The sequence below is a fragment of the Clostridioides sp. ZZV14-6009 genome (assembly GCF_020658095.1).
Taxonomy (GTDB): Bacteria; Bacillota; Clostridia; order Peptostreptococcales; family Peptostreptococcaceae; genus Clostridioides.
This window is the reverse complement of sequence record NZ_JAGWDG010000006.1, coordinates 121,672-145,687: the sequence shown is the minus strand read 5'-3', so window position 1 is coordinate 145,687 and position 24,016 is coordinate 121,672. Positions and strand designations below refer to the sequence as shown.

Here is a 24,016-nt window from a genome sequence, read left to right as displayed (position 1 = left end):
TGAGCATGTCAGAAATTAATCGTTTTAAACAGATGAAATAATAAACTAGTGGTTTTGATATAAATAAAATCAAAACCACTAGCTAGCTATTACACTGTTTTATATGAGCTATTCTATTTAGTAAGCATGACTTTAATCTTAAATTAACAATTAATAAAACTCAATTATTTATTGTATAAAGTTAGTCATAACTTTTTCTTCATATTGAGGGTCTTTGACTCCTGTTTTTTGCCCAGCTGAAATACACTTAAGGAGCCATGCCATGTTTTCACCTAAAGTTCTCATAGTTTGTAATCCCTCTTTATCTTTCATAACTTCCTCTGGTGTAAAACCATGCACCTGATTCCAGTATTGTGATGATACAATAGGCATATTACTAATTGAGAAATATTTATTTAGTTGGTCAAATGTTGCAGTTGCTCCACCACGTCGACATGATACAACTGATGCACCAAGTTTCTTTGCCATTTTACTTCCAGCTGAAAAAAATAAGCGGTCAAGAAATGAAGTTAGTTGTCCACTTGCACCAGAAAAATATACAGGAGAACCAACAATAATGCCATCAATATTATCTAGTTCTTTCGCTAACTCATTGACCTTATCATTCCAAGTACATTTGCCAGTTTGAAAGCAGGATGAGCAAGCGATACAACCTGGTATTGGCTTTTTATCTAAATACAATATTTCGGTTTCAATATCATGCTTATTTAATGTTTTAGCAACTTCATTTAATGCTGTATAAGTACATCCGTATTGGTTTGGGCTACCATTTATTAATAAAACTTTCATTAGAAATTCCTCCAGTAAACTTTATTTAATAGACATTCCAAGGGTCTTTGCTTTTTCTAAAATAGGTTTTCCATGAATATCTCCAATTTGCATGACACCACCAGCTAAGACCTCGCCTAAATTTTCCCATCCTAAATGTTTGATTAATCCGTTATAATACTGTATAGTTTCATCAAAATCATGTCCTTCTGCTACCATTAGCAAAATACAGTCTTTTTTGGGATTGTTGTAGTTGGGGTCAATTTCTGCTACAGCAAATAAACGGTCAAATGCGCACTTAAGTTGTCCACTGATACTCCAGTAATAGAGTGGAGACGCAAGTACAACGATGTCTGCTTCTTTATAGTATGGATAGATTTTATCCATATCATCTTTTTGAACGCATGGACTTTCAGTATCTTTGCCACCACCGAAACAGCCCATACAAGGGTGTATATTCATTTGTTGAAGATTAAAACTTTTAACTGTATTTTCAGATTCTTCAGCACCTGACACAAATGAATCTATAAGTACAGATGTATTTCCATTTGTTCTTGGACTTCCATTTAAAACAATAATTTTTTTGCCCATTTAAAACACCTCCTATTATTAAATTTATCAGTGATATGAAACTACATTTGTTATAAGTTTTTTATAACTTGAATTGAAGAGTAATTGAATTAAAAATTTGACAATATGCTAAAGTACTAGTATTTAAGCAAGATTTATATGTATTATAGCAAATTGACTTTTAATTGTTCTTACACTATAATTTTATTATAAATTAGTTAAAAGACAAGTACGCACATTTTTGTTCAATACTAACCTAAAGGAGAGTGTAGCACATGGGTATGGATTGTATCTCACAGGCAGATTTAAGTGAAACAGGGTTTAGTTATACACTTTCACTGATTAATGGAAAATACAAGATGGTAATTCTTTATTGCCTTGCTGAATTTAAAGTTGTTAGATATAATGAACTAAAACGTTATATAAAGACTATTTCTTATAAGACTCTGAGCTTATCATTAAAGGAATTGGAAGCAGATGATTTGATTATTCGTACTGAATATCCTCAAATACCACCTAAAGTAGAATACAGTTTATCAAAGAGAGGGAAGTCTCTGATTAAGATTTTAGATGCAATGTGTGAGTGGGGAGAACAGAATAGAATTTAATTTTATATTTGAAGATTGTACATATTATAAAAAGACTGTAGGTAAGTTTGAATTTAAACAAATATACTTACAGTCTATATTTAAAAAAATATATATTTTCATTTATAATTTAAAAAGTTTATTTTAGATATTTATTATGAAATTTCACCACCAATTTCTTTTATATCATCTTTGTGGATTATACAAGCTTCTATGGCTAATTCCAAACCTTTAACTATTTCTTCTAAAGACATAAATGGTGTATTCTTTTTATCTATTATTTGTGAAGTCACATATGGTATGTGTATGAAGCCTCCTCTTATATTAGGATATTTTTTATCTATCATGTAGAGAATTCCATACATTACATGATTACAAACAAATGTACCTGCAGTATTTGAGACACTAGCTGGAATTTTATTTTCATTCATATGTTTTGCCATGGCTTTTACAGGTAATTTTGAAAAATATGCAGGTTGACCATCTTCCTTTATAACAGTGTCTATAACTTGATTTCCTTCATTATCTTTTATTCTAAAATCATCTACATTTATAGCAACTCTCTCAGGTGTAATATCAAATCTACCTCCTGCTTGTCCGACTGATATTACTATATCAGGGTTGTGTTTTTGAATAGCTTTATCTATTGCTTCAACAGATTTTGTCATAACTGTTGGTATAGTTATTTTTATAATTTCTGAGCCCTTTATATTATCTTTGACCCTTTCAACAGCTTCTTGAGCTGGATTTATTGGTTCTCCACCAAATGGGTCAAATCCTGTTAATAAAACTTTCATTATTTTACCTCCTATTCATATTAAAATCCTAAAAAATACATTACTAATATGTGTGCTACAATTAATATTAAAGCAACTGGTGCTTGATACTTTATAACAACATAATCATTTTTACATTCAAGTAAAGCTGCTGGAACTATATTAAAATTAGCAGCCATTGGAGTAAGTAGAGTTCCACAATACCCTGCTGTTAATGCTAATGCTCCAATTATAGCAGGATTTCCACCTTGAGACAATACAAAAGGAATTCCAATTCCTGCTGTTATGACTGAAAATGCAGCAAATGCGTTTCCCATTATCATAGTAAATATAACCATACCTAATACATAAGCTATAACACCAAATAATCTATTGTCAGTAGGAACTACTCCTGATATCATACCTGAGATAACTTCGCCAACTCCAGCTTGAGTAAACAAAGCACCTAATGCAACTAAAAGTTGTGGTAGCATACTAGCTGGTCCCATTTGTTGAAGTAATCTTGAACCATCGTGAACTGAGGTAGATGATTTTGATTTGGTTATTATAAGAGCAGATATTAATGCGATTATTGAACCTACACCTATTGCAAACTGTGAAGAGTTATCAAAATTAGAAAGACTCATAGCTACAATTACTGCTGCAAAAGCTAATATTAATGATGGTATGAATATTTTATTTTTAAGTTTGTCTGCCTGTTCTTTCCCAAAATTTTCATTTGGTTCTTCGTATCTTGCAAATACGACTTGTTTAGTAAGTGTTAATAAACTAGACAATATTAGTATGATTCCTATTATATTAGCTGGAATTAATCTTCCAAATATAAATGGTAGTGATATTAGTATCCAAAATAATGATGTACCATATTTTTTATTATTGTCTATTGTAGTAAAAGACCTGTATGCTATGACAATCATTAAAAGCCCCATTAATGCATAAAAAATTTCCAACGATATGTTTATAAAATTTTGCATTTTTATACCTCCTAAATAAATCTATCTCTTATGACTTTTATTTAATTTTTTATCATATAGAGTAAATTGGATTGTGGCAGCTATAAATGCTATTACGGCCATAATAATATTAGCTTTTACAATCTCAATTCCAGTTACATTATATCCAAATTGAGTAAGAGTAGATGCTATAAGTAAAACTCCACTACTACCTGCAAACAAGTTTTGACCATAGAAGTTACCATAGTTTTCTGATGCAGCAGATAATGCTTTTATGGCTTCTTCGTCTGATTCTTTTAATTCATCACTGTTGCTTAATCCAGCAGCTTGTGCCATAGGATTAACAAGTGGTCTTACAAATTGAGGATGTCCACTCATTCTTATTGATAATGCTCCAGCTATTTGTCTAGCAAACATATATATACTCAGTACTTTTCCTGTTGTGAGTCTTTGTAATTTTTCTATTAGAGAAACTGCTCTTTGTTTTAATCCATATCTTTCCAAAACACCAATTACGGGTAGTGTTAGTATAAACAATGACACACCTCTATTTGAGACAAAAGAATCTCCTAGTATTGTAAAGATTTGATTAAAATCTAATCCTGCTACAAGTCCTGTTGCTATTCCTGCTAATAATACAGTAAATAATGTATCAATTTTAAGTATAAATCCAATCACAACTATTAATATACCAATTAGTTTTATCATCAATTATTCTCCTTCCATTTTTTCTATTTTGATTTGATTTTACTAAATAAATAAAGTTAAACTCTTTTTATAGTATTTACGTTAATATGACTATTATTATAAAATTTAATAAAAAATAAGAAAGTAACTTTAAAATACTTATTTTAAAGTTACTTTCTTATTTTTATTTTAGTTTATTTAAAGTTTGTGTTTTAAAGTAATTTAACAAGAAGACTGCTTTTTTCTAAAATAGTAGCGATTTCTTTTGTATCAATTTGTTTAATTGTTTTTATGTAGTTTGGTTTTATAGGATGAGTACCTATGTATTTTTCAAATAACATAACATCATGCCAACTACCAAACTTGTATCCTGTATTATGATAAATACCACATAGTTTGAAACCAAAGTGTTGATGAAGTCTTTCGCTTTTAATATTAGGTGATGTAATGCTAACATATAAGTTTTGAATATTTTGTAATTTTAATATATCTATTATTGAATTATAAAGAGCTATGCCTATTTTACAACTGACAAACTTTTCGTCAACATAAATTGATAATCCAGCATTCCATTGATAAGCAGTTCTTTCATTATGTTCATGAGCATAAGCATATCCAACAATTTTTTCGTCAATTAAACATACTAGATATGGATATTTTGAACAAATTGTTTTTATTCTATTTTTAAAATCACTAATATTTGGTACATCGTATTCAAAAGTAATTGCTGTATTAGTGATATATGGTGTATATATTGCTAATATTTCTTCAGCATCTGTTTCCTTTGCCAATCTGATTTTAACTTTTCCCATAAATATCATCTCCAATGTAGTAAATATAATAGTTTTTATTTTATAATGTTCAAGTTTAAATGTGAAAACATATTATGTACTTTATTATATTTTATATCAAAAGCTATATAAGGGAAAGTTATGTAACCAAATGTACAAAAATATATGGCAAAACGTTCTATGACTTTTGAACTCTTTGAAACAAAGCAGGGGTAGATGAATTTATCAACGAAGAGTATAGCTTATTTTAGTCATTAAAATTTCTTAAAAAATTATCTATATTATCCTGTGATATTTTCAAACTATTGTAATCATTTTTTGTAACTGATTTCATAATCAATTTGTCAAAAAATTTCATTTTCTCTAATCTAGCTTCACCACCAAATACACTTATTGATTTTGCACTCTTTAATAATGATGATGGGAAATTGCTTGATAGATATTTATCCGTTTGCTCAGAGAATGCGCAACAAAGAAAGATTCCAACTTTCTTTTGGTTTAACAATTCTATATTATCATTACAGAATGTACGAATTTCTTTTGAAACTGAACCCACATATATTGAACTTCCAATAATAATGGTATCAAATTTTAATAATTCAATTTTACTGTTTTTATCTTTAATATCAACAATAGTAACATTATTTGATAGTCTACTTTTTAATATATTTGCACAGTCTGCGGTACAACCATATTTACTTGAATATATAATAATAGTATTCATATTTTACTCTCCTTTTTGTAAAGCATTTTCTACAGCTTTTCGTATAGTATCACTGCTGTAAGTTGCAGAAGTTATAGCATCTACTTCTAAAGACTGTTGCTTAATAATATTATTTACAATCTTTTCAGCTGGCTTGCCTAAAAGAGTGTCATGTTTCAATATATCAATATCTTTTATTACTCCATTGTTAACTTCGACAGATACAGTAGCTTTTACTAAACCATTATCAGCACTTCCAAGATAAGTACCATTTTTTATTTTAGTAGGATTTATATTTTGTACTACTAATTTTTCTGGTTTCAAATTAACTACAGCTACAATAATAATACATATAAATATAAAAAATAAAACTGTTAATACTTTTAGAATTCTTAAAAATTTATTTTTCTTATTAAGATTTTTGCTGTGAATGCTCATTGTAAATTCCTCCAAGTAAAATATCCATGAAATTGTCTATAAATTGTGGGAAGTTATGTAAAGAATACAATTGATTTTCAACAGCACATAAAACAAAGCCTAATAATGCACTTATAAGCATCCAAGAAGCATTATCTATATTTGGTTTAAATATTTTTTGCTTAATTCCAGTAGCAATAAGTTCATCAAACACCTCTATACCATTATTAGTAGGGGTACTAGCAGTACTTTGAGATGCAAATATAATATTCATTCCACTATACATTATGGCTTTTGTCATTTCTGGATTGCTAGAAAGAATTTTGATAAAAGTAAGCATAATTTCTCTGATTTGTTTATCTACTGAAAATGATGAGTATTTATCAATAATAGCAATAGAATTATTTTCTATTTTATTATAAAGTTCATTAGCCATATCACTAATAATCTGTGCCTTATCTTTGTAATAAAGATAAATAGTGGTTGGAGAATATTCTATTTTTGTAGCAATCTTTCTAATTGATAAACTTTCATATCCATCCTGGTTGATAATTTCAATGGCAGCATCCATAATTTTTTTTTTCATTTCTATTTTTTCATTTTTACGTCTTTCTTTGATACCCATATAATCACCTCTTTAACTTAACAGTGTTAATTTAATTTATAATGTTATTGTATCTTTTTTTTTTAAGTCTGTCAACAATCTAGTAATAATATAGATTTCTATACTTTCTATATTGGTACAATGTTTACAAATTTAATTAAGTTATTCTTAAATCAGTTTAATTTGGTCTTGTAAAATAATTTAGGATATTAAAATTGATTAGAATCTTTTTAGGCGAATACTTACTATTTTGATAAATGATATTAAAGAAAAAGATTTTTATGTTAAAAAGATATATTGGATTTATCTTGTGTTGATTTAGATAATATTAAGATAAAAAAAATATTATTTATCTAATAATTGATTCTTATATAGGATTGAAAAATGAAGATTTATTACATGGTATCTGAATGTTTTACATAATTATAAAAAACAAAAAAGAGTGCTATAGCACTCCTATTGTGAGAAATATATATGAAATTCATTTTTGCGTTAATGCAAAATGTACATATAACAAAGTTTATTTTTTATATTTACTTTATATAATAGTATATTAATATTAACTGAATATTTATTATAATTAGTAAAAAAGAAAAAGGAGTGATTTTACACTCCGGTTGTCAAAAATCTAAAACTGTCATCGCAATGTTCTTATTATAACATAATTTATGAGAATGTGTGAATATATTTAAGATTAAAAAGATATTTTTGATATAACTAAAATTATATTAAAAAATGTAATGAAGAGATATTAATATAAAAAAATTAAGACAGAGTATTTATAAATTATATAAATGAGAAAAGTGTTATAGTTAAAAAAAGTATTATCAATTAATAATTTTACGAATTTTTAAATAAAAATAGACAATAAAGATTATATGGTAGAATCACATAAAAATAAATATGTTTTTGTCTAGTTGTGCATTTTAGATTGCCAGTTATGTATTATACATTGAATATTAAGAATATTTGTGATATTTTTATAAAAAAAATAAAATAATGATTATTTTTTTTTTATGAAGATGAATGATTTATATGCATTTAGATTTTCATTATTATGGGACATATACACGAGATAAAATCTAATTAAGGGAGTGAAATGTTATGAAAATATGTATTACAGTAGGACATAGTATTCTAAAAAATGGGGCATGTACTTCTGCTGATGGATTAGTTAACGAATATCAGTATAACAAGTTATTGGCGCCAATAGTAGCAGATATATTTAGAAAAAAAGGGCATACAGTAAGTGTAATAATATGCCCTGAAAAACAGTTTAGTTCTAAAAATGAAGAAAAGTCTTATAAAATACCTAGAGTTAATGATGGAGAATATGATTTACTTATAGAGTTACATTTAAATGCAAGTGATGGTCAAGGAAAAGGCTCAGAAGTGTTATATTATAGCAATAAAGGCTTAGAATATGCAACTAGAATATGTAATAAATTAGGTATGGTATTCAAAAATAGGGGAGCTAAATTAGATAAAGGATTGTATATTTTAAATAGTTCAAAACCTACAGCTATATTAATAGAAAGTTTTTTTTGTGATAATAAAGAGGATTATGAGAAAGCAGAAAAACTTGGATATGAGGGCTTGGCTAAGCTAATCGTAGAAGGTATATTAAATAATAATATAAAAAGTGAAGATATCAAGAAGATTAAACATACAATAGTTTATAGTGGAGATGATAGAGTTTCAGCAGAAATAATAGGATTATATTATAAAAGAAAAGACGAAAGTTATTTAGTAATAGATATAAAAGATTATAAGCCATATAAAACAGAGAATCTGTATGTTATTGGCGGAGGTGCCTGTAGCAAGATGAAAGAAATGAGTAAGACCACAGGAGAAAAATTTACACAAATATATGATAGTGATGTGTGGTCAACAATGGATAAAGCAAGAGCATTTATAAAAGAAAAAGCGTAATTTAAAATTTTTATTAAATTAAATATTTAGATAAGAAGAATTTTATATAAAATTCTTCTTATTATTTTTGATAATTTAAATTTTATGCCAAACCACATTCACATAATAAAATCATAATTCTATGAAGACAAGACTCCACAATATCTTCTCCATATTTTTTAATAAAATCATCAATCTGAGTTTCTATAAATGAATAGTATTCTTTCAAACTAACAATGTATGCAGTCATTATATGAACACATTCATCAACTTTGTCTTTAAACACAATACATCCCCCTAAAAAATAAAAATATTCAGTAAATAAAATAAATTATTTTATTTGAAAATATATATGTATAATACTTCGCTTTAATATATTTTACAAGTGTATATGTAAAACTGGATATTACAATTGTAAAACTGGTTGAATTATTATCCAATTCATTTTTTATTTACAATTATCAGTAAGCACTTGGATGTCATACTAAATAATTATTGGTTTTCGTAAACATCAATATTGAAGTATTGCAAATCTTATCATCATCTTTTTTTATTAAATAGATAAATTAATAAAAATCCAATTCCAGTTCCAATTATTATTCCTATCATAGTATCTATCGCTAATTTTTTTAATATAAAAGCTACTAAAAATACTATGAATAAACCAAATATATATCCCCAAAAGTGTGTTGAAAGTTTTCTTTTCATATAATCACCAACTTATATTAGTTTTAATCTACTTAATAAAAGTATAGCAAAAATTTTAAGAAGAGAATAGTTGCTAATTTTTTATATATTCAAAAATTTCCTCTATACTTACATTGAATACGTTAGCAATGTCAAATGCTAATTTTAATGAAGGGTTATATTTTCCGTTTTCAAGATTTCCTATAGTTTCTCTTCTTACTCCTACTAATGATGCCAGTTCATCCTGTTTCATATTATGTTTTGCTCTATATTCTTTAGTTCTTGAACGAAACATCATTATTCTAGTCCTTTTCCTTCTTTGTATTGTAAATATGCAAAAATTGCAACAAAGCTAATCATTGCTATAGAAAAACTTATTCCTAGACCATTTTCAATAGTAGAAATATTATCTGAAATGATGGATAAAACCATAGCTATTGACAGTGATGAAAGTGTAAAGAAAAATGCTGACACAGCTACTTTTCTTAAGTTTTCTCTAAATAATTCATCTGGCATAATATTAAAATATCTAAAAAAAACAATGAGATATGATTTTTATAGAAATAAATAAAAAACGCAAAAACTTAAATAAAGATTTATATAGAATAAAAATATAAACCCTTAAAAATAGGCTATATGTTAGGTATAATACTATTTGAGTATTTCAATGTTTTGATAGTTTTATATGTAAAGTTAATTAAAGGTATTAATTGTAATATTTATGATATTGTTGTATAATAATAATCGGTTTAAACGTGCCACATTTTATTAAAGTTTGTTTATTATTTGAGCATGCTTTAATGAGACACATAAAAATATAATAAATTCTTTTAAACTACAAACAGAGTTTTTGTAGTTAGTAAATCAGGTGTTTGAAAGGTTCTAGTTGATTGACATGTTATAATAAATAACTTAAAATCATAACTAAACTTAACATCTGTACTTGTTCGAGAACTCCAAGTATAAAAAACTAAGGAATTATATAGTGGCAGTATATAATTAATACCCTTAGACACACCTTTTTGAAAGTGGAAAAAAGATGTGTAGTTCTCCTCGACCACAAATCAAGGAGGATAGTAATATGGAAAAAAGAAAAGTAATAATTGATTGTGACCCAGGAATTGATGATTCTTTGGCAATCCTTCTGGCTTTAAACTCACCAGAGCTAGAAGTACTTGGAATTACCACATGCTGTGGTAACGTACCAGCAAATGTAGGTGCAGAAAATGCACTAAAAACACTTCAAATGTGTTCTTCACTAAATATTCCAGTATATATAGGAGAAGAAGCACCACTAAAAAGAACACTTGTAACAGCTCAAGATACACATGGAGAAGATGGTATAGGAGAAAATTTTTATCAAAAAGTGACAGAGGTTAAAGCAAGAAATGGAGCAGTAGATTTTATAATAAATACTTTACATAATCATGAAAAAGTATCTATAATAGCACTTGCACCACTTACAAACATAGCTAAAGCACTTATGAAAGATAAAAAAGCCTTTGAAAATCTTGATGAATTTGTATCTATGGGAGGAGCATTTAAAATTCATGGAAACTGTTCTCCAGTAGCAGAGTTTAACTATTGGGTAGACCCACATGGAGCGGATTATGTTTACAAGAATTTATCTAAAAAAATTCACATGGTATGTTTGGATGTAACTAGAAAAATTGTACTTACTCCTAATATTATTGAGTTTATAAATAGACTTGATGAAAAAATGGCTAAGTATATAACTGAAATCACTAGATTTTATATTGATTTTCATTGGGAACAAGAAGGAATAATAGGTTGTGTAATAAATGACCCTCTAGCAGTAGCATATTTTATAGATAGAAGTATATGTAAGGGATTTGAATCATATGTAGAAATTGTGGAAGATGGAATAGCTATGGGGCAATCTATAGTAGATTCATTTGATTTCTACAAAAAACATGCTAATGCGATTATTCTAAATGAGGTTGATGAAAAGAAATTTATGTACATGTTTTTAAAAAGACTTTTTAAAGGATATGAAAACATTATAGACTCTGTGGAAGGAGTGATATAGTGTGAAAAGAAAAATATGTGTCAAAACTATTACACTTATAGCCTTTGGTATTTCTATAAATATAGTAGGTGCATTTATAGCTATGGGACTAAGATTACCTATATATTTAGATTCAATAGGAACTATAATGATAGCTTCACTTTTGGGACCTAAATATGCTGTTATTACAGGCGTGTTTGGAAGTTTAATAAGTGGGGTTACATTTGATGTATATTCTCTTTATTTTGCACCAGTCCAGATATCAACAGGATTACTTGCTGGTATTGCTTTTAAAAAGAAATTCTTAACTGGTCTAAAAACTCCATTAGGAGTATTGTTATTTGCCATACCAACATCTATAGTAAGTTCAGTAATTTCAGCTTTTTTGTTTGGAGGTGTTACATCATCTGGTTCTTCTTATATAGTTCAAATTTTAAAAGTACTAGGGTTTGGAGATGTATTTAGTGTGTTTATAACTCAAGTGTTCACAGATTATACAGATAAATTAATTGCGGTTGTTTTGGTAAATTTAGGACTAAATGCAGTTCCAAAGACTTTAAAAGTATCATTAACTGGAGAAAGATAGGAGAGAATATGGATAGATATAGTGAGATAATAAATAAAAATCAAAGAGAAATAGTTTTACTAAAAAGCTTTCCATGTATATGGGGAAGATGTTCTTTTTGTGATTATATAGATGATAATTCTAATTTGGAAGAAGAAATGAACAAATTAAATTTTGAAGTTTTAAAAAATATAACTGGAACATATGGAGTTCTTGAAGTCATAAATTCCGGTAGCTGTTTTGAAATACCTAAAGATACTTTAGAGAGAATAAAGAAGATTATAAAAGAAAAAAATATAAAAAAACTATTCTTAGAAAGTCATTGGTCCTACAAAAATAGACTAAAGGAAATGAGAGATTATTTTGAAATACCTATAATATTTAAAATTGGGGTTGAAACATTTGATTATGATTTTAGAAATAATTTTTTAAATAAAAATGCAAGATTTAAAACTCCAGAAGAGGTAAAAGAATATTTTGATTCACCTTGTATTATGGTTGGAATTAAAGGACAGACTAAAGAAATGATAGATAATGATATAGATATTATTTTAAATACTTTTGAAAAAGCAACTGTGAATGTTTTTATAAACAATTCTTCTAAAATAAAAAGAGATGAAGAGCTGGTTAAATGGTTTATTAATAAGTATGAATTCTTAAATGAAAATCCAAATATAGAAGTTTTGTACAATAATACAGACTTCGGTGTAGGAGATTAGTAAGGTTTTCTAAAGAGATATTATGTTGTAGTAAATCTTAATTTAATTTAAATTTTAAATTGAAAAATTTAGTATATTTTTGAAAAAGCTTCTGATAGTTAGAAGCTTTTTTTTATATAATTTTATGTTACAATAAGAAAAAAGGAACTAAGGAGTAAATAAATGATGCTTAGTAGGGAAAAATGGGATAAATTGGAATATACCGAATTTTTAGAGTATATGAAATCTATGCAAGATATTAAGTATAGAGATTTTAATAAGAAACTTATACCAGGGACAGAAAATATAATAGGTATTAGAATTCCCAATTTAAGAAAGTTGTCAAAAGAAATAAGTAAAGGTAACTGGAAAGAATTTTTAGAAGTAGCAGAAGATACTTATTATGAAGAAGTTATGTTACAAGGTATGGTGATTGGTAATATAAATAGTAATTTTGAAGAAATTTCATATTATATAAAAAAGTTTGTACCTAAAATAAGTAATTGGGCAATTTGTGATGGATTTTGTTCTGGACTAAAGAGTACAAATAATTATAAAGAATACATGTATGATATACTAAAAAAATATGTTTGTTCAGAAAATCTGTGGGAGATTAGATTTGCATTAGTTATGTTTTTAATATATTATGTTGATGATGAATATATTAAAGATATCTTTGAATACTGTAACAATATACAAAGTGAAGAATATTATGTTAAAATGGGTATGGCATGGCTATTATCAATTTGTTTTGTTAAGTATGAAGAAGAAACACTTCTTTATATAAAAAACAACAATTTAGATGATTTTACTTATAATAAAATGTTACAAAAGATAATTGAATCAAACAGAGTAGATTTAGAAAAGAAGAATATAATAAGAAATATGAAAAGAAAGACAAGAAGATATTGACGGAGGAGTATTAATGAATAATGAAGAAAGAATTGATAAATTTTTAGAGCTTCAAAATAAAGGAATAAAATTTACAGAGATAGCTCAAAATTTAAAAATTAGTCAAAGTACTTTAAGAACTTTTTTAAATAAAAAAGGATATAAGTCAGAAAAAGGTAAATACATATTAAAAGACGAATTAAAGTATAAAGAAGATTTAGATAAAGAAAAAACTAAGGAAGATAACATTAATAATATAAAAAAGGTAAGCACCAAAAAGAAGAAATCTAATGAAAAGGTTTTAGATAAGAGTATTGAACAAATTGAGTTTAACGACACAGATTTAAAAAATACAAAGGTAAGAAAAAATATTAAACCTAAAAAAGACAGAAAAATAAATATAACTCAAGAAGATTTAGATAAGCTTTGTGAAGTGTATGATTGGTATTTAGAAGTGAAGGATTATAATATAAAACCTAAAAAAATATCTAATAAAAAAGATGTACATATAGATAATGAATCTTTAAGTGAATTAAAAACAACAAGAATACGTATAGATAAAGAAACTTGGAGTGACTTTGAAAGATTATGTAGCAACTCAAATTTTGAAAAACACCAAATACTTACACAAGCATTGAAGGAATTCATGAAAAAATATAAAAATCTACTATAAAATACTACTATATGAGGTGCTTAATATGAATAAAATAGTAAAAAAATTAATTTTTTTAATGATTATATTAACAATATTTATTTTTACACTGACTGCATGTAAAAGGGAAAAAGAACATTCTGATTCAGTTGAGATTCAAGCAGAAGACAACAATGAAGTGACAATAGATAAGGACAATGCAAAAGTATTGAATATAGGAGCAACAGATATTATAAATATAGCTGAAGATGGAAAAATAGATACATCCACAAAGATAGAAAATAATTCAACATTTAATATATCAAATGTTGAACTAATATATAATGAATACGATGCAAATAAAAAAATTACTTCATCTGATAGTAAATCTCTGTTAGATATGACTTTAATGCCTGGAAAAGTAGCTTATGTAGAATGTGGACATAAAACTTTTGCTAAAAGTGTAGAAGTCTATGCATATGAATATGAAGCAGAGGGTAAAATTGTATATGTTAATTTAAAAAAAAATACTATTGATATAAGAAATAATAAGATTAAGCTAGAAAATAGTAGTCAGTATGAAGTATTATCTACTTCAGAACTTAAAAAAGTAAATGAGTCAAAAGAGGGAATCACATATCAAATAAAAGTAAAGAATTCATCATCAAAAGATTTGGGGAATATTATCCTTAAGACAGCGGAAGTTAATGATAATGGAGAATACTTAACAGTAAGTCGTGTACCATCATACAAAGTTTTAAAGGCTTCAGAAGAAACAGATATAGATATAACATGTTCAACAAAAGCAAAGAATGTTGAAATAGTAGGATATACTTATGATGATATAAAAGAAAAGGCAAATGTAGATATTGATTTGAAATCTCATAAAGTCAAGATAGACAAATAAAGGTAGGGGATATTTATGAAGGTTTTGATAGTTGAAGATAATAGGGTGCTTTTAGAAAGTGTAGTAGAAGAACTTAGTACTCATTTTGAAACTGAAAAATGTGAAGATGGAGAAGAAGCATTATATTTAATAAATCAAAATATATATGATTTAGTTATCTTAGATTTAATGCTTCCTAATATAAATGGAATTGATATTTTGAAGAAAATGAGAATCAATAATATAGATACACCTGTACTTATATTGACCGCCAAAGAAGCATTAGACGATAAAGTAGAAGCATTTACTATAGGAGCCAATGATTATTTGACAAAACCTTTTTATATGGAGGAACTAGTAGCAAGAGTATATGCCATATTGAGGACTAATGGAAAAATAAAAGAAAGAAATGGATTAGAATTTAAATCTTTATATCTGGATACATTAGAAAAAAGAGTGTATATTGAAAAAGAAGAAATAAAACTTCAAAACAAACAGTTTAACTTATTGGAATATTTTGTTTTAAATAAAGGTTCGATTCTATTAAAAGAACAGATTTATGATAGAATATGGGGAATTGATTCAGATGCAACTATTGAAATAGTAGAGGTATATGTAAGCAATCTGAGAAAAAAACTAAGTAAATATGGATATGATAAATATATTAAAACTAAGCGTAAAGTAGGATACATATTCGATGATAAATAAGAATGTATTCACCAGCACTAAAAACCATTTAATAAAAATGTACATTGTTGTAGTGGGTAGTTTTTTAATAATATTTTCTATATTTATATATTCATATTTTAGAGGTCTTACATATAGTGGAATTGATAGTGAAATCAATGATGAACTGGAGTATATAGTTTCTCAATTTAAGAAAACCTCATTTTTAAACCCAATAAGACTTAAAGACCCTAAAGATATGGTATATGTCTATGAAGATGACAGAATAAGTTACTATACTCAAAATGAATATTTTGATGAATTACTTCCAGACAGAAGACTAGATAAGAAAAATACATTTTTTAAATATACAGAAAATGGTTATACATTTAGAGAATTAAATGTGGATATGGGCAGATATCAGATACAAATAATCAGAAACATTGACTCAGAGATGAATTCTTTAAAACAGTTGACATCTGTACTTATAATTGGAATACTAATTTCTGTTATAATCACGTACTTTGTAGCTGTATATCTTACTCGCAAAGCATTAATTCCAATAGAGACTGCTTGGAGGAACCAAGCTAAATTTATACAAGATGCTTCACATGAGTTAAGGACTCCAATAACAATAGTTTCATCAAAATTAGAAAGTATGTTAAAATCTCCAGAAAATACAGTAAATGATGAAGTTGAAACAATAGCTACTGCAATGAAAGAAACTAGAAGACTTAAAAAGATGATAACAGATTTACTATCTCTTACTAAGGAAGATTCTATTGTTAAAGTTAATTTGGAGGAAATTGATTTAGAAAAATTACTAGAAGAAATATCAGAGGATTATGTAGATATTGCTGAATTTCAAGAAAAAAAATTTACATTTCACTCTGAATTAAAGAATAAAGTTATAATAACAGATAAAAATAAATTGAGACAACTTATATTAATTTTTATTGATAATGCTTTTAAATATACTAAACTAGGTGATGAGATAGTATTAGAATTAAAAGAAGATGTGGAAGATGAAGTAACATTAATTATAAGAGATACTGGTATAGGTATAAAAAAAGAAGAAATACCTTTTATATTTGACAGATTTTTTAGAAGTGAAAATGTGAGAAATAAAGATTTAGAAGGTTCTGGAATAGGCCTTTCAATAGCGCATATGATTAGCTTGAATTTGTCTATTGAAATAGATGTAACTTCTGATATAGGCATTGGAACTACATTTGAAATATCAATACCAAAAAAATTAAAATAATAAAAATATAAAAAATCTGTTTTTACAAATAAAGAATGGGTATACTAATTAGTATAAAATAAAATATAAAAGAATTTATAAAAGTAAAATTATATTTATAAATTTCATAGTATAATTATAAGGATAATAAATTTTTAGGAGGATTAAAAAAATGGCAAAAGTTATAAATACATCTGAATTTAGAAGTAGTGTTGAAGGTAGTAAAGGAGTAGTTGTAGTAGATTTCTTTGCAACTTGGTGTGGACCTTGTAATATGTTAGGACCTGTATTTGTAGAATTAGGTGAAGAGATGAAAGACAAAGCTAGATTTGTAAAAGTTGATATAGATGAAAGCCTAGAAATAGCTCAACAATTTAGTGTATCTACAGTACCAACTATGATTATATTTAAAGATGGAGAGCCAGTTGAAACTCTAATTGGATTTATGCCTAAGAACAAAATTGAAATGAAAGTAAAATCATATTTATAAAAAATAGGTGAATATTATGAGATATGACATAGCTATAATAGGTAGTGGTCCAGCAGGATTATCTGCTGCTATAAATGCAAAAATAAGAAATAAAACAATGATTATGTTTGGCAATGATAATTTAAGCAATAAGCTTGTTAAAGCTCCTTCAATAGATAATTATTTAGGTTTTTATGATATAAGTGGAGATGAATTAAAAGACAAATTTAAATCGCATATAGATAATATGGATATTTCAATTGAAAATAAAAGAATAAATAATATTTATGCTATGGGAGAATACTTTGCAATAATGTCTGGAAATGATATATATGAAGCTACTACTGTAATCCTTGCGACTGGTGTAGAATATACTAGACCAATAAAAGGTGAAGAAGAATTTCTAGGAAGAGGAGTAGGGTATTGTGCTACATGCGATGCACCACTTTATAGAAATAAAAAAGTAGCAGTCATAGGATATAATGAAGAATCTAAAGAAGAGGCGAATTTTTTAAGTGAACTTACTTCAAAAACTTATTTTATACCTATGTATAAAAAGGAAAACCTTATGAGAAGTTCAGATAATTTAGATGATTCTATTGAGATTATACACGATAGACCAGTGCAAATAGATGGAGATAAACTTGTAAATAAGATATCTTTTAAAGAAAATCACATTGAAGTTGATGGAGTATTCGTTATAAAAGATAGTACAGCTCCAAGTACGTTGATTCCTGGAATAGAAATTGATGGTATCCATATCAAGGTTGACAATAATATGAAAACTAATATAGAAGGATGTTTTGCTGCAGGAGACTGTGTAGGTAAACCATATTCTTATATCAAAGCAGCTGGGCAAGGACAAATAGCAGCATTAAATGCTGTTTATTATCTGGATAAATTAAAAAGAGCTTAATATAACTAGTAAGTAAATTTTTAAATATACAAATAAAAAACTGTCTAAAATAATTATATTATTTTAGACAGTTTTTTATTTGTATATTATTATTTCCTTTCGAGATATCTTAGAAATGTATCTCTAGGTGTGTTTATTTTGATAGATTTAAACTAACAATTGAAATATATATAGAAATAATTAGAATTATTTATAATAAGTTCCAAAATTTAAAAATAATAGTTGAAAAATCTAATTAAGAGTACTATAATTTAATTAAGTAATTACTTAATCAAAAAGAGGTATTTATGGAAAATTTGGTTAAAATATTTAAAGCATTGAGTGATGAAACTAGACTTAACATACTTATATTAGTATCTAAAAGAAATATCTGCCAAAAAGGAATTTCTAAATATTTAGGAATTTCGGATTCTGCTGTTTCACAACATATAAAAATATTAAAAGAAGTTGGCATAATAACAGGATATAAAGAAGGATACTATGTCTTATATCATATTAACAAAGAAGTGTTTAACATATGTATGGATTTTATAAATTCTATGTTAAGTAATTCTAGTGAAAGCTTTATAGATGTATTTGATGTAAATACAATACATCTAGGATGCAGTAAAGAATGTAAATCTATGAAAAAATGTTGTAAGAGAAGGGAGAAATAATAATGAAAGTATGTATACCAGTAGAAGAAAATAAAGGATTAGATAGTAAACCATATGGTCATTTTGGTTCTGCACCAATCTTTGTTGTGTGTGATTTAGAAAGTGGAGAAGTTAAATCTTTAGACAATGGAGATTTAGGTCATGAACATGGAAAGTGTCAACCAATAAAAGCATTATCAGGTACAATTGTAGATGCAGTGGTAGTTGGAGGAATAGGGCAAGGTGCCATAGTTAAATTAAATAGTATGGGAATAAAAGTTTATAGAGCTGAATCTGATACTATCAGTGGTAATTTGGACTTACTTAAAGATGGGAAATTAGTAGAATTTCCATCAAATCATACTTGTTCACATGATGGATGTGGACATCATTAAAAACAAGATAGCTGATGAAACATATGCTTCATCAGCTATTTTATCATTTTAACAAATAAGATTCTTCATCTTTCGTATTAAATTTTGAAGTTGTACAAAGTTTTTTATATAATCTTAAATTTATAAGTATCTTACTTTAGATTTTCTTTGTATGCTTTTCTATATAGTTAATATCATTTAATATATCATTAAGTTCTTTATTGAGTGTTTTTAAATCATCTCCATCTACATTATAGTTTAAAAATAATTCTTCTACATTATCAATAATAGAATTGACTTTTCTAGTAACTTCAACAAACGTTTTAAAGTTACTACTATTTTTAGCATTTAGAAATTTGTTTAAATCCTTTGATATAAATGATATTATTTCATATTCATCATTAAACAGACCTCTACCAATAGGATATGGTTCAATTCTTTGTAAAAAATATTGATCTTTAGCATTAATATTATAAGTATAAGATATTTCCCAGTTGTCTCCTAAATCAAACTTGATAAAATATAATGTACTACTTACTTTTGATATTTTTGTAGCTCCAAGTTGTCTTAAAAGAACTTCAATTGAATCTCCTTGAACAGTATTAATATTCATATATACACATCCCCTTTAATACTATTATACTATATTTTCTAAAATTTTATAATTAAATAAACAGTAGATATAATAATAGATATAATCATAAGTGGAAAACCTATCTTAAAATACTCTTTAAAAGATATAGGATGACCATGCTTATTACCTATACCTGCTAGTACAACATTGGCAGAGGCTCCAATAAGTGTCCCATTACCTCCAAGACAAGCTCCAAGAGATGTTGCCCACCATAGTGGCATTACATCAATTCCTTCAGCCTGCATAGTCAAAATAAGTGGAATTAATGTTGCAACAAAAGGAATATTATCTAAGAATGAAGAAACTATTGCTGATAACCATAATATTAATAACATCGTAAATACAATATGGCCCTCTGTAAGTCCAATTAATGCTTGAGCTAATTTATTTATTATACCCACTTCTACTAATCCACCAACTACTACAAATAATCCCATAAAGAATAATATTGTGGACCATTCAATACCTGCCATAATTTCATCTACATCTTGTTTTCCTATAAGAAGCATTATAGATGCACCAGTTAATGCTACAACAGAAGAATCTATATGGATTGTGCTATGAAACATAAAACCAAAGAGTATAAATGCTATTAAAAGAAGACTTTTTATAAGTAAGGGTTTATCTTTAATAGATTTTTTTTCATCAAGTTTTAATATTACTTCTTTGGCTTTATCATCCACAACAAGTTCTTTTCCATAAATAAATTTAAAACATATTATTGTTATAATAAGTATTACTATAACAGCAGGTCCTAAATTTATCACAAAATCCATGAAACTAAGATTGGCAGCACTACCAATCATAATATTTGGAGGGTCACCTATAAGAGTAGATGTACCTCCGATATTTGAAGCTAAAATTTGTGTTATTAAAAATGGAACTGGATTAAGTCCCAAAATTTGTGTAATAACTATAGTCATTGGCCCTATAAGTAAAACAGTAGTAACATTATCTAATACAGCAGATAAAATGGCTGTTATAATAGCAAAACAAATCATTATTCTCCATGGATCACCTTTAGCTTTTTTTGCAGTCCAAATAGCTATATATTCAAATAGCCCTGAGTTTTTAACAACAGCAACAAATAGCATCATACCAACTAATACTCCAATAGTATTGAAGTCTATATGGCTTAATCCTTCATCAAGTGTAAGTATATTGAAGATTATCATTAATAGTGCACCACCAACAGCTGCTACAGATCTGTTTACCTTTTCTGTAATAATAGCTGCCATAACTATTAAAAATATACATATAGCTATTATTTGTTGAAATTCCATAATATAAGTACCTCCATTTGTATTCTTTTGTGTCTAATGCTAGTACTATATATAGTATTACTTTTTTCTAGTTTTTTCAATGGATGTATAAAAGTATATTATTTAACAAAGTTTTCGAAAAATTAACAGAATTTAAAGAAAATTTTTGTTATTTAAATAAATTTTAAAATCATATCATTACTTATAATATTAAACGACAAACGAAAAAATATACTCCAAAAGTATAATTTATTGTATTTGATAAGCAATATAAAATATTAATTATATCTAAATTATAAAATTAATAGAATAAAGTTGAATTTAAAGATAAAACTGCAATTTATCAAACAAATTATTCACTTTAAACCTTGTAATTTAAATTTATAAATATTATAATTAAATTAATGAATTTTTCACAAGGAATTATGCATTTTTTTGATTTTAAGATTTATTGAGAAAACAATATTAACAGGGGGTAATTAATAAAATGGATTTTTTAAATGGTATTTTAACGGGCATTAATAATGCGGTAGTATTTGTAAACAATTACTTATGGTCTTATATTCTAATTATAATGTTAGTTGTAATTGGTATTTACTTTACTATTAAAACAAATTTTGTACAATTCAGATATTTTATAGAAATGTTTAGGCTTTTAGGTGATGGTGCAGCAAATAAAAATGCAAAAAAAGAAGGAAAAATATCTTCATTTCAAGCCTTTTGTATAAGTACATCTTCAAGAGTTGGTACTGGAAATATAGCAGGAATAGCAATTGCAGTAGTAGCAGGAGGTCCTGGTGCTGTATTTTGGATGTGGCTTATAGCATTAATTGGTTCTGCTTCAAGTTTTGTGGAGAGTACATTAGCTCAAATTTATAAAGTTAAGAATGGACCAGCTTTTAGAGGTGGACCAGCTTATTATATGGAACAAGGTTTAAATAAAAGATGGATGGGTGTTTTATTTTCAATACTTATAACTATCTGTTATGGATTTGTATTTAATGCAGTTCAAGCAAATACTGTTTCATTGGCATTTAATAATGCATTTGGTATAAGTAAAATGGCTATGGGAATAGGTCTTGGAATTTTAACAGCAATAGTTATTTTTGGTGGTGTTCATAGAATAGCAAAAGTTTCAGAAATAATAGTTCCTGTATTTGCAGGATTATACATATTAGTTGCTTTAGCTATAGTTGTAATGAATATAACAGAAATACCAGGAATTATATCATTAATAGTAGAAAGCGCATTTGATTTTAGAGGAATGGCAATTGGTACATTTATGGGAGTTGTAATGACTGGAGTAAAAAGAGGCTTATTTTCTAATGAAGCAGGTATGGGTAGTGCGCCTAATGCTGCTGCAACAGCACATGTAACTCATCCTGTAAAACAAGGTTTAATCCAATCTCTAGGTGTTTTTACAGATACTATAATTATATGTAGTTGTACAGCATTCATGGTATTATTATATTCAGATTATGCTAGTAGTGGAGCAACAGGAATTGAATTAGCTCAAGAAGCTTTAACTCACCATATAGGACCAATAGGAAATATTTTTATAGCAGTTTGTATATTCTTATTTGCATTTAGTTCTATAGTAGGAAATTATTACTATGGAGAATCAAATATGGAGTTTATGAGTGGAAGTAAAACTAAACTTAATGTATTTAGAGTTTTTGTTGTAGGTATGGTTTTATTTGGTTCTCTTACTCAAGTAGAGGTAGTTTGGAATTTAGCAGATTTATTTATGGCACTGATGGCTATAATAAACTTAATAGCAATAACTCTTTTAGGTAAGTACGCATTTATTGCTTTAAAAGATTATACAAGTCAAAAAAAATCTGGAATAAAAGATCCTGTATTTATTGCAGATGAAATAGAAGGATTAGAAAATGTATCAGAGTGGCACAATGAATTATCTGATGAACGTTTAGGATAAAAAGTATTATAAAAATTATAAAGTAATTTTGATAGATTAGAGTGTATTTAATTTATATGAATATAGTATTTTAGTTAACTTATATTACTGGAATTTTTAATTCCAGTAATATTTTTTTATCTCAAGTACTTTATATTTTATTAAAAGTTTTTAGTATTTAAATACAATTTAATTATTATAAATCCTATATTAAAACTTATATTTTTAAATACTACACAATCAAATCTTGTAAGTTATCTTCAAAACTTTCTAAGTAATCACAAAATAATCTAAACTCTTCTATATTTTTGATTTCTTGTAAATTTCTTAAGTCTATCATCATATTGCTATATTTATGCAGCATAAAACTCATATCATATATTTCACATTTAACAAATCCTTCTTGATAACTGTATTTATAAGGTTCATATTTTGAAAAATTTGATTCAAAGTATTTTATTTTAGCATAACATAATCTGTGTATGTTGAATAAAAGAGCAAGCACAGATTCTTTAACTGCAAACTTGTGTGTGAAGTATTTTATAGTGTGGTATTTATCGTGTTTAAATTCCCAAATTAAATCTTCATTCAAAGTAAGAGAATATTTTTTTATAAGGTTACGTTTTTCTAGTGTTAAATTTTGTATTGAACTTGTTTTCATAATTCAGTCCCCCATAAATATTCAATAAACAACCATTAAATTATGGTGTTCATTTATAGTTTATTATTGCTTACTTAATTATAT

General features: G+C 26.6%; 31 protein-coding genes and 1 riboswitch. Of the genes, 15 read left to right on the top strand and 16 right to left on the bottom strand.

Going from position 1 to position 24,016, the window contains the following annotated elements; translation table 11 throughout:
* Positions 1-168: 168 nt before the first annotated feature.
* Entirely contained in the window at positions 169-789 is a 621-nt protein-coding gene (locus KGF36_RS10435) for a flavodoxin family protein (RefSeq protein ID WP_227829699.1), read from the bottom strand.
* A gap of 21 nt (positions 790-810) precedes the next feature.
* Positions 811-1,359 (bottom strand): flavodoxin family protein, encoded by a 549-nt coding sequence (locus KGF36_RS10430; RefSeq protein WP_227829698.1) that lies wholly within the window; start codon positions 1,357-1,359, stop codon positions 811-813.
* A 254-nt stretch (positions 1,360-1,613) separates the two neighbouring features.
* Between KGF36_RS10430 and KGF36_RS10425 the strand changes: the two genes are divergently transcribed.
* Entirely contained in the window at positions 1,614-1,946 is a 333-nt protein-coding gene (locus KGF36_RS10425; RefSeq protein ID WP_227829697.1) for a winged helix-turn-helix transcriptional regulator, read from the top strand.
* A 134-nt stretch (positions 1,947-2,080) separates the two neighbouring features.
* Here the strand turns inward: KGF36_RS10425 and pcp are convergent, their stop codons facing one another.
* The 7 genes from pcp to KGF36_RS10390 all read right to left on the bottom strand — a co-directional run bounded on the left by pcp (position 2,081) and on the right by KGF36_RS10390 (position 6,877).
* The gene (pcp, locus tag KGF36_RS10420; RefSeq protein ID WP_227829696.1) at positions 2,081-2,722 is read right to left on the bottom strand and encodes a pyroglutamyl-peptidase I; all 642 of its coding nucleotides are present in this window, start codon (positions 2,720-2,722) and stop codon (positions 2,081-2,083) included.
* Positions 2,723-2,742: 20 nt separating this feature from the next.
* The gene (locus tag KGF36_RS10415; protein ID WP_227829695.1) at positions 2,743-3,675 is read right to left on the bottom strand and encodes a DUF979 domain-containing protein; all 933 of its coding nucleotides are present in this window, start codon (positions 3,673-3,675) and stop codon (positions 2,743-2,745) included.
* Between the two features lie 21 nt (positions 3,676-3,696).
* Entirely contained in the window at positions 3,697-4,362 is a 666-nt protein-coding gene (locus KGF36_RS10410) for a DUF969 domain-containing protein (protein ID WP_227829694.1), read from the bottom strand.
* A gap of 191 nt (positions 4,363-4,553) precedes the next feature.
* The gene (locus KGF36_RS10405) at positions 4,554-5,153 is read right to left on the bottom strand and encodes a GNAT family N-acetyltransferase (protein ID WP_227829693.1); all 600 of its coding nucleotides are present in this window, start codon (positions 5,151-5,153) and stop codon (positions 4,554-4,556) included.
* Between the two features lie 226 nt (positions 5,154-5,379).
* Positions 5,380-5,856: a flavodoxin domain-containing protein gene (locus KGF36_RS10400; RefSeq protein WP_227829692.1), complete on the bottom strand. Its 477-nt coding sequence runs from the start codon at positions 5,854-5,856 to the stop codon at positions 5,380-5,382.
* A 3-nt stretch (positions 5,857-5,859) separates the two neighbouring features.
* Positions 5,860-6,273, bottom strand: coding sequence for an FMN-binding protein (locus KGF36_RS10395; RefSeq protein ID WP_227829691.1), 414 nt, complete (start codon positions 6,271-6,273; stop codon positions 5,860-5,862).
* A complete protein-coding gene (locus KGF36_RS10390; RefSeq protein ID WP_227829690.1) occupies positions 6,248-6,877 on the bottom strand; it encodes a TetR/AcrR family transcriptional regulator in 630 nt (209 codons plus the stop codon). Before KGF36_RS10390 ends, KGF36_RS10395 begins: the two co-directional genes overlap by 26 nt.
* Before the next feature lie 1,083 nt (positions 6,878-7,960).
* On the opposite strand from KGF36_RS10390, the gene KGF36_RS10385 reads away from it, so the two are divergent.
* A complete protein-coding gene (locus KGF36_RS10385) occupies positions 7,961-8,788 on the top strand; it encodes an N-acetylmuramoyl-L-alanine amidase (RefSeq protein WP_227828397.1) in 828 nt (275 codons plus the stop codon).
* A gap of 82 nt (positions 8,789-8,870) precedes the next feature.
* Here the strand turns inward: KGF36_RS10385 and KGF36_RS10380 are convergent, their stop codons facing one another.
* The 4 genes from KGF36_RS10380 to KGF36_RS10365 form a co-directional block, all read right to left on the bottom strand.
* Positions 8,871-9,053, bottom strand: a complete 183-nt coding sequence (locus tag KGF36_RS10380) for a hypothetical protein (protein ID WP_227828398.1) — start codon at positions 9,051-9,053, stop codon at positions 8,871-8,873.
* 254 nt (positions 9,054-9,307) lie between these two features.
* Positions 9,308-9,475, bottom strand: a complete 168-nt coding sequence (locus KGF36_RS10375) for a succinate dehydrogenase (RefSeq protein WP_227828399.1) — start codon at positions 9,473-9,475, stop codon at positions 9,308-9,310.
* Between the two features lie 73 nt (positions 9,476-9,548).
* Complete coding sequence (locus KGF36_RS10370) at positions 9,549-9,749, bottom strand: helix-turn-helix transcriptional regulator (protein ID WP_227828555.1); 201 nt, start codon at positions 9,747-9,749, stop codon at positions 9,549-9,551.
* A 2-nt stretch (positions 9,750-9,751) separates the two neighbouring features.
* Positions 9,752-9,997: a DUF3796 domain-containing protein gene (locus tag KGF36_RS10365; RefSeq protein ID WP_227828556.1), complete on the bottom strand. Its 246-nt coding sequence runs from the start codon at positions 9,995-9,997 to the stop codon at positions 9,752-9,754.
* A 393-nt stretch (positions 9,998-10,390) separates the two neighbouring features.
* Positions 10,391-10,434: riboswitch (PreQ1 riboswitch) on the top strand.
* Positions 10,435-10,535: 101 nt separating this feature from the next.
* Here KGF36_RS10365 and KGF36_RS10360 point away from each other — a divergent pair.
* The 12 genes from KGF36_RS10360 to KGF36_RS10305 all read left to right on the top strand — a co-directional run bounded on the left by KGF36_RS10360 (position 10,536) and on the right by KGF36_RS10305 (position 19,478).
* Positions 10,536-11,504: a nucleoside hydrolase gene (locus KGF36_RS10360; protein WP_227828400.1), complete on the top strand. Its 969-nt coding sequence runs from the start codon at positions 10,536-10,538 to the stop codon at positions 11,502-11,504.
* 1 nt (position 11,505) lies between these two features.
* Positions 11,506-12,069, top strand: coding sequence for an ECF transporter S component (locus KGF36_RS10355; RefSeq protein ID WP_227828401.1), 564 nt, complete (start codon positions 11,506-11,508; stop codon positions 12,067-12,069).
* A gap of 8 nt (positions 12,070-12,077) precedes the next feature.
* On the top strand, positions 12,078-12,767 hold the full coding sequence (locus KGF36_RS10350; RefSeq protein ID WP_227828402.1) for a radical SAM protein: 690 nt from the start codon (positions 12,078-12,080) through the stop codon (positions 12,765-12,767).
* 162 nt (positions 12,768-12,929) lie between these two features.
* Complete coding sequence (locus KGF36_RS10345) at positions 12,930-13,658, top strand: DNA alkylation repair protein (RefSeq protein ID WP_227828403.1); 729 nt, start codon at positions 12,930-12,932, stop codon at positions 13,656-13,658.
* A 13-nt stretch (positions 13,659-13,671) separates the two neighbouring features.
* Positions 13,672-14,310 (top strand): DNA-binding protein, encoded by a 639-nt coding sequence (locus tag KGF36_RS10340; RefSeq protein WP_227828404.1) that lies wholly within the window; start codon positions 13,672-13,674, stop codon positions 14,308-14,310.
* Between the two features lie 25 nt (positions 14,311-14,335).
* Positions 14,336-15,175 (top strand): hypothetical protein, encoded by an 840-nt coding sequence (locus tag KGF36_RS10335; protein WP_227828405.1) that lies wholly within the window; start codon positions 14,336-14,338, stop codon positions 15,173-15,175.
* Positions 15,176-15,190: 15 nt separating this feature from the next.
* Complete coding sequence (locus tag KGF36_RS10330; protein ID WP_227828406.1) at positions 15,191-15,862, top strand: response regulator transcription factor; 672 nt, start codon at positions 15,191-15,193, stop codon at positions 15,860-15,862.
* On the top strand, positions 15,852-17,084 hold the full coding sequence (locus tag KGF36_RS10325) for a sensor histidine kinase (protein ID WP_227828407.1): 1,233 nt from the start codon (positions 15,852-15,854) through the stop codon (positions 17,082-17,084). The genes KGF36_RS10330 and KGF36_RS10325 overlap by 11 nt, the downstream gene beginning before the upstream one ends.
* 151 nt (positions 17,085-17,235) lie before the next feature.
* Positions 17,236-17,553 carry a thioredoxin gene (trxA, locus tag KGF36_RS10320; protein WP_227828408.1) on the top strand — a complete coding sequence of 106 codons (318 nt, stop codon included), beginning with the start codon at positions 17,236-17,238 and terminating at the stop codon, positions 17,551-17,553.
* Between the two features lie 16 nt (positions 17,554-17,569).
* Positions 17,570-18,448 carry an NAD(P)/FAD-dependent oxidoreductase gene (locus KGF36_RS10315; protein WP_227828409.1) on the top strand — a complete coding sequence of 293 codons (879 nt, stop codon included), beginning with the start codon at positions 17,570-17,572 and terminating at the stop codon, positions 18,446-18,448.
* A 287-nt stretch (positions 18,449-18,735) separates the two neighbouring features.
* A complete protein-coding gene (locus KGF36_RS10310; RefSeq protein WP_227828410.1) occupies positions 18,736-19,104 on the top strand; it encodes an ArsR/SmtB family transcription factor in 369 nt (122 codons plus the stop codon).
* Positions 19,105-19,106: 2 nt separating this feature from the next.
* A complete protein-coding gene (locus tag KGF36_RS10305) occupies positions 19,107-19,478 on the top strand; it encodes a NifB/NifX family molybdenum-iron cluster-binding protein (protein WP_227828411.1) in 372 nt (123 codons plus the stop codon).
* A gap of 136 nt (positions 19,479-19,614) precedes the next feature.
* Here KGF36_RS10305 and KGF36_RS10300 read toward each other — a convergent pair whose 3' ends face one another.
* Together KGF36_RS10300 and KGF36_RS10295 are read right to left on the bottom strand one after the other, a co-directional pair.
* Positions 19,615-20,070, bottom strand: coding sequence for a hypothetical protein (locus tag KGF36_RS10300; RefSeq protein ID WP_227433186.1), 456 nt, complete (start codon positions 20,068-20,070; stop codon positions 19,615-19,617).
* Between the two features lie 38 nt (positions 20,071-20,108).
* Entirely contained in the window at positions 20,109-21,374 is a 1,266-nt protein-coding gene (locus KGF36_RS10295) for an ArsB/NhaD family transporter (protein ID WP_227433187.1), read from the bottom strand.
* Between the two features lie 466 nt (positions 21,375-21,840).
* Here KGF36_RS10295 and KGF36_RS10290 point away from each other — a divergent pair, with 466 nt between their 5' ends.
* The gene (locus KGF36_RS10290) at positions 21,841-23,292 is read left to right on the top strand and encodes an alanine/glycine:cation symporter family protein (protein ID WP_227828412.1); all 1,452 of its coding nucleotides are present in this window, start codon (positions 21,841-21,843) and stop codon (positions 23,290-23,292) included.
* A 211-nt stretch (positions 23,293-23,503) separates the two neighbouring features.
* Here the strand turns inward: KGF36_RS10290 and KGF36_RS10285 are convergent, their stop codons facing one another.
* Positions 23,504-23,932, bottom strand: coding sequence for a hypothetical protein (locus tag KGF36_RS10285; RefSeq protein WP_227828413.1), 429 nt, complete (start codon positions 23,930-23,932; stop codon positions 23,504-23,506).
* Between the last annotated feature and the right edge of the window lie 84 nt (positions 23,933-24,016).

Bases quoted from the DNA above. Each gene is read 5' to 3' on its own strand.
- KGF36_RS10425 (WP_227829697.1), top strand. From the start codon at position 1,614: ATGGGTATGGATTGTATCTCACAGGCAGATTTAAGTGAAACAGGGTTT.
- KGF36_RS10415 (WP_227829695.1), bottom strand. From the start codon at position 3,675: ATGCAAAATTTTATAAACATATCGTTGGAAATTTTTTATGCATTAATG.
- KGF36_RS10330 (WP_227828406.1), top strand. From the start codon at position 15,191: ATGAAGGTTTTGATAGTTGAAGATAATAGGGTGCTTTTAGAAAGTGTA.
- KGF36_RS10340 (WP_227828404.1), top strand. From the start codon at position 13,672: ATGAATAATGAAGAAAGAATTGATAAATTTTTAGAGCTTCAAAATAAA.
- KGF36_RS10410 (WP_227829694.1), bottom strand. From the start codon at position 4,362: ATGATAAAACTAATTGGTATATTAATAGTTGTGATTGGATTTATACTT.
- KGF36_RS10295 (WP_227433187.1), bottom strand. From the start codon at position 21,374: ATGGAATTTCAACAAATAATAGCTATATGTATATTTTTAATAGTTATG.
- pcp (WP_227829696.1), bottom strand. From the start codon at position 2,722: ATGAAAGTTTTATTAACAGGATTTGACCCATTTGGTGGAGAACCAATA.
- KGF36_RS10360 (WP_227828400.1), top strand. From the start codon at position 10,536: ATGGAAAAAAGAAAAGTAATAATTGATTGTGACCCAGGAATTGATGAT.
- KGF36_RS10290 (WP_227828412.1), top strand. From the start codon at position 21,841: ATGGATTTTTTAAATGGTATTTTAACGGGCATTAATAATGCGGTAGTA.
- trxA (WP_227828408.1), top strand. From the start codon at position 17,236: ATGGCAAAAGTTATAAATACATCTGAATTTAGAAGTAGTGTTGAAGGT.
- KGF36_RS10385 (WP_227828397.1), top strand. From the start codon at position 7,961: ATGAAAATATGTATTACAGTAGGACATAGTATTCTAAAAAATGGGGCA.
- KGF36_RS10345 (WP_227828403.1), top strand. From the start codon at position 12,930: ATGATGCTTAGTAGGGAAAAATGGGATAAATTGGAATATACCGAATTT.
- KGF36_RS10305 (WP_227828411.1), top strand. From the start codon at position 19,107: ATGAAAGTATGTATACCAGTAGAAGAAAATAAAGGATTAGATAGTAAA.
- KGF36_RS10395 (WP_227829691.1), bottom strand. From the start codon at position 6,273: ATGAGCATTCACAGCAAAAATCTTAATAAGAAAAATAAATTTTTAAGA.
- KGF36_RS10430 (WP_227829698.1), bottom strand. From the start codon at position 1,359: ATGGGCAAAAAAATTATTGTTTTAAATGGAAGTCCAAGAACAAATGGA.
- KGF36_RS10370 (WP_227828555.1), bottom strand. From the start codon at position 9,749: ATGTTTCGTTCAAGAACTAAAGAATATAGAGCAAAACATAATATGAAA.
- KGF36_RS10300 (WP_227433186.1), bottom strand. From the start codon at position 20,070: ATGAATATTAATACTGTTCAAGGAGATTCAATTGAAGTTCTTTTAAGA.
- KGF36_RS10400 (WP_227829692.1), bottom strand. From the start codon at position 5,856: ATGAATACTATTATTATATATTCAAGTAAATATGGTTGTACCGCAGAC.
- KGF36_RS10350 (WP_227828402.1), top strand. From the start codon at position 12,078: ATGGATAGATATAGTGAGATAATAAATAAAAATCAAAGAGAAATAGTT.
- KGF36_RS10315 (WP_227828409.1), top strand. From the start codon at position 17,570: ATGAGATATGACATAGCTATAATAGGTAGTGGTCCAGCAGGATTATCT.
- KGF36_RS10375 (WP_227828399.1), bottom strand. From the start codon at position 9,475: ATGAAAAGAAAACTTTCAACACACTTTTGGGGATATATATTTGGTTTA.
- KGF36_RS10310 (WP_227828410.1), top strand. From the start codon at position 18,736: ATGGAAAATTTGGTTAAAATATTTAAAGCATTGAGTGATGAAACTAGA.
- KGF36_RS10325 (WP_227828407.1), top strand. From the start codon at position 15,852: ATGATAAATAAGAATGTATTCACCAGCACTAAAAACCATTTAATAAAA.
- KGF36_RS10335 (WP_227828405.1), top strand. From the start codon at position 14,336: ATGAATAAAATAGTAAAAAAATTAATTTTTTTAATGATTATATTAACA.
- KGF36_RS10285 (WP_227828413.1), bottom strand. From the start codon at position 23,932: ATGAAAACAAGTTCAATACAAAATTTAACACTAGAAAAACGTAACCTT.
- KGF36_RS10405 (WP_227829693.1), bottom strand. From the start codon at position 5,153: ATGGGAAAAGTTAAAATCAGATTGGCAAAGGAAACAGATGCTGAAGAA.
- KGF36_RS10435 (WP_227829699.1), bottom strand. From the start codon at position 789: ATGAAAGTTTTATTAATAAATGGTAGCCCAAACCAATACGGATGTACT.
- KGF36_RS10390 (WP_227829690.1), bottom strand. From the start codon at position 6,877: ATGGGTATCAAAGAAAGACGTAAAAATGAAAAAATAGAAATGAAAAAA.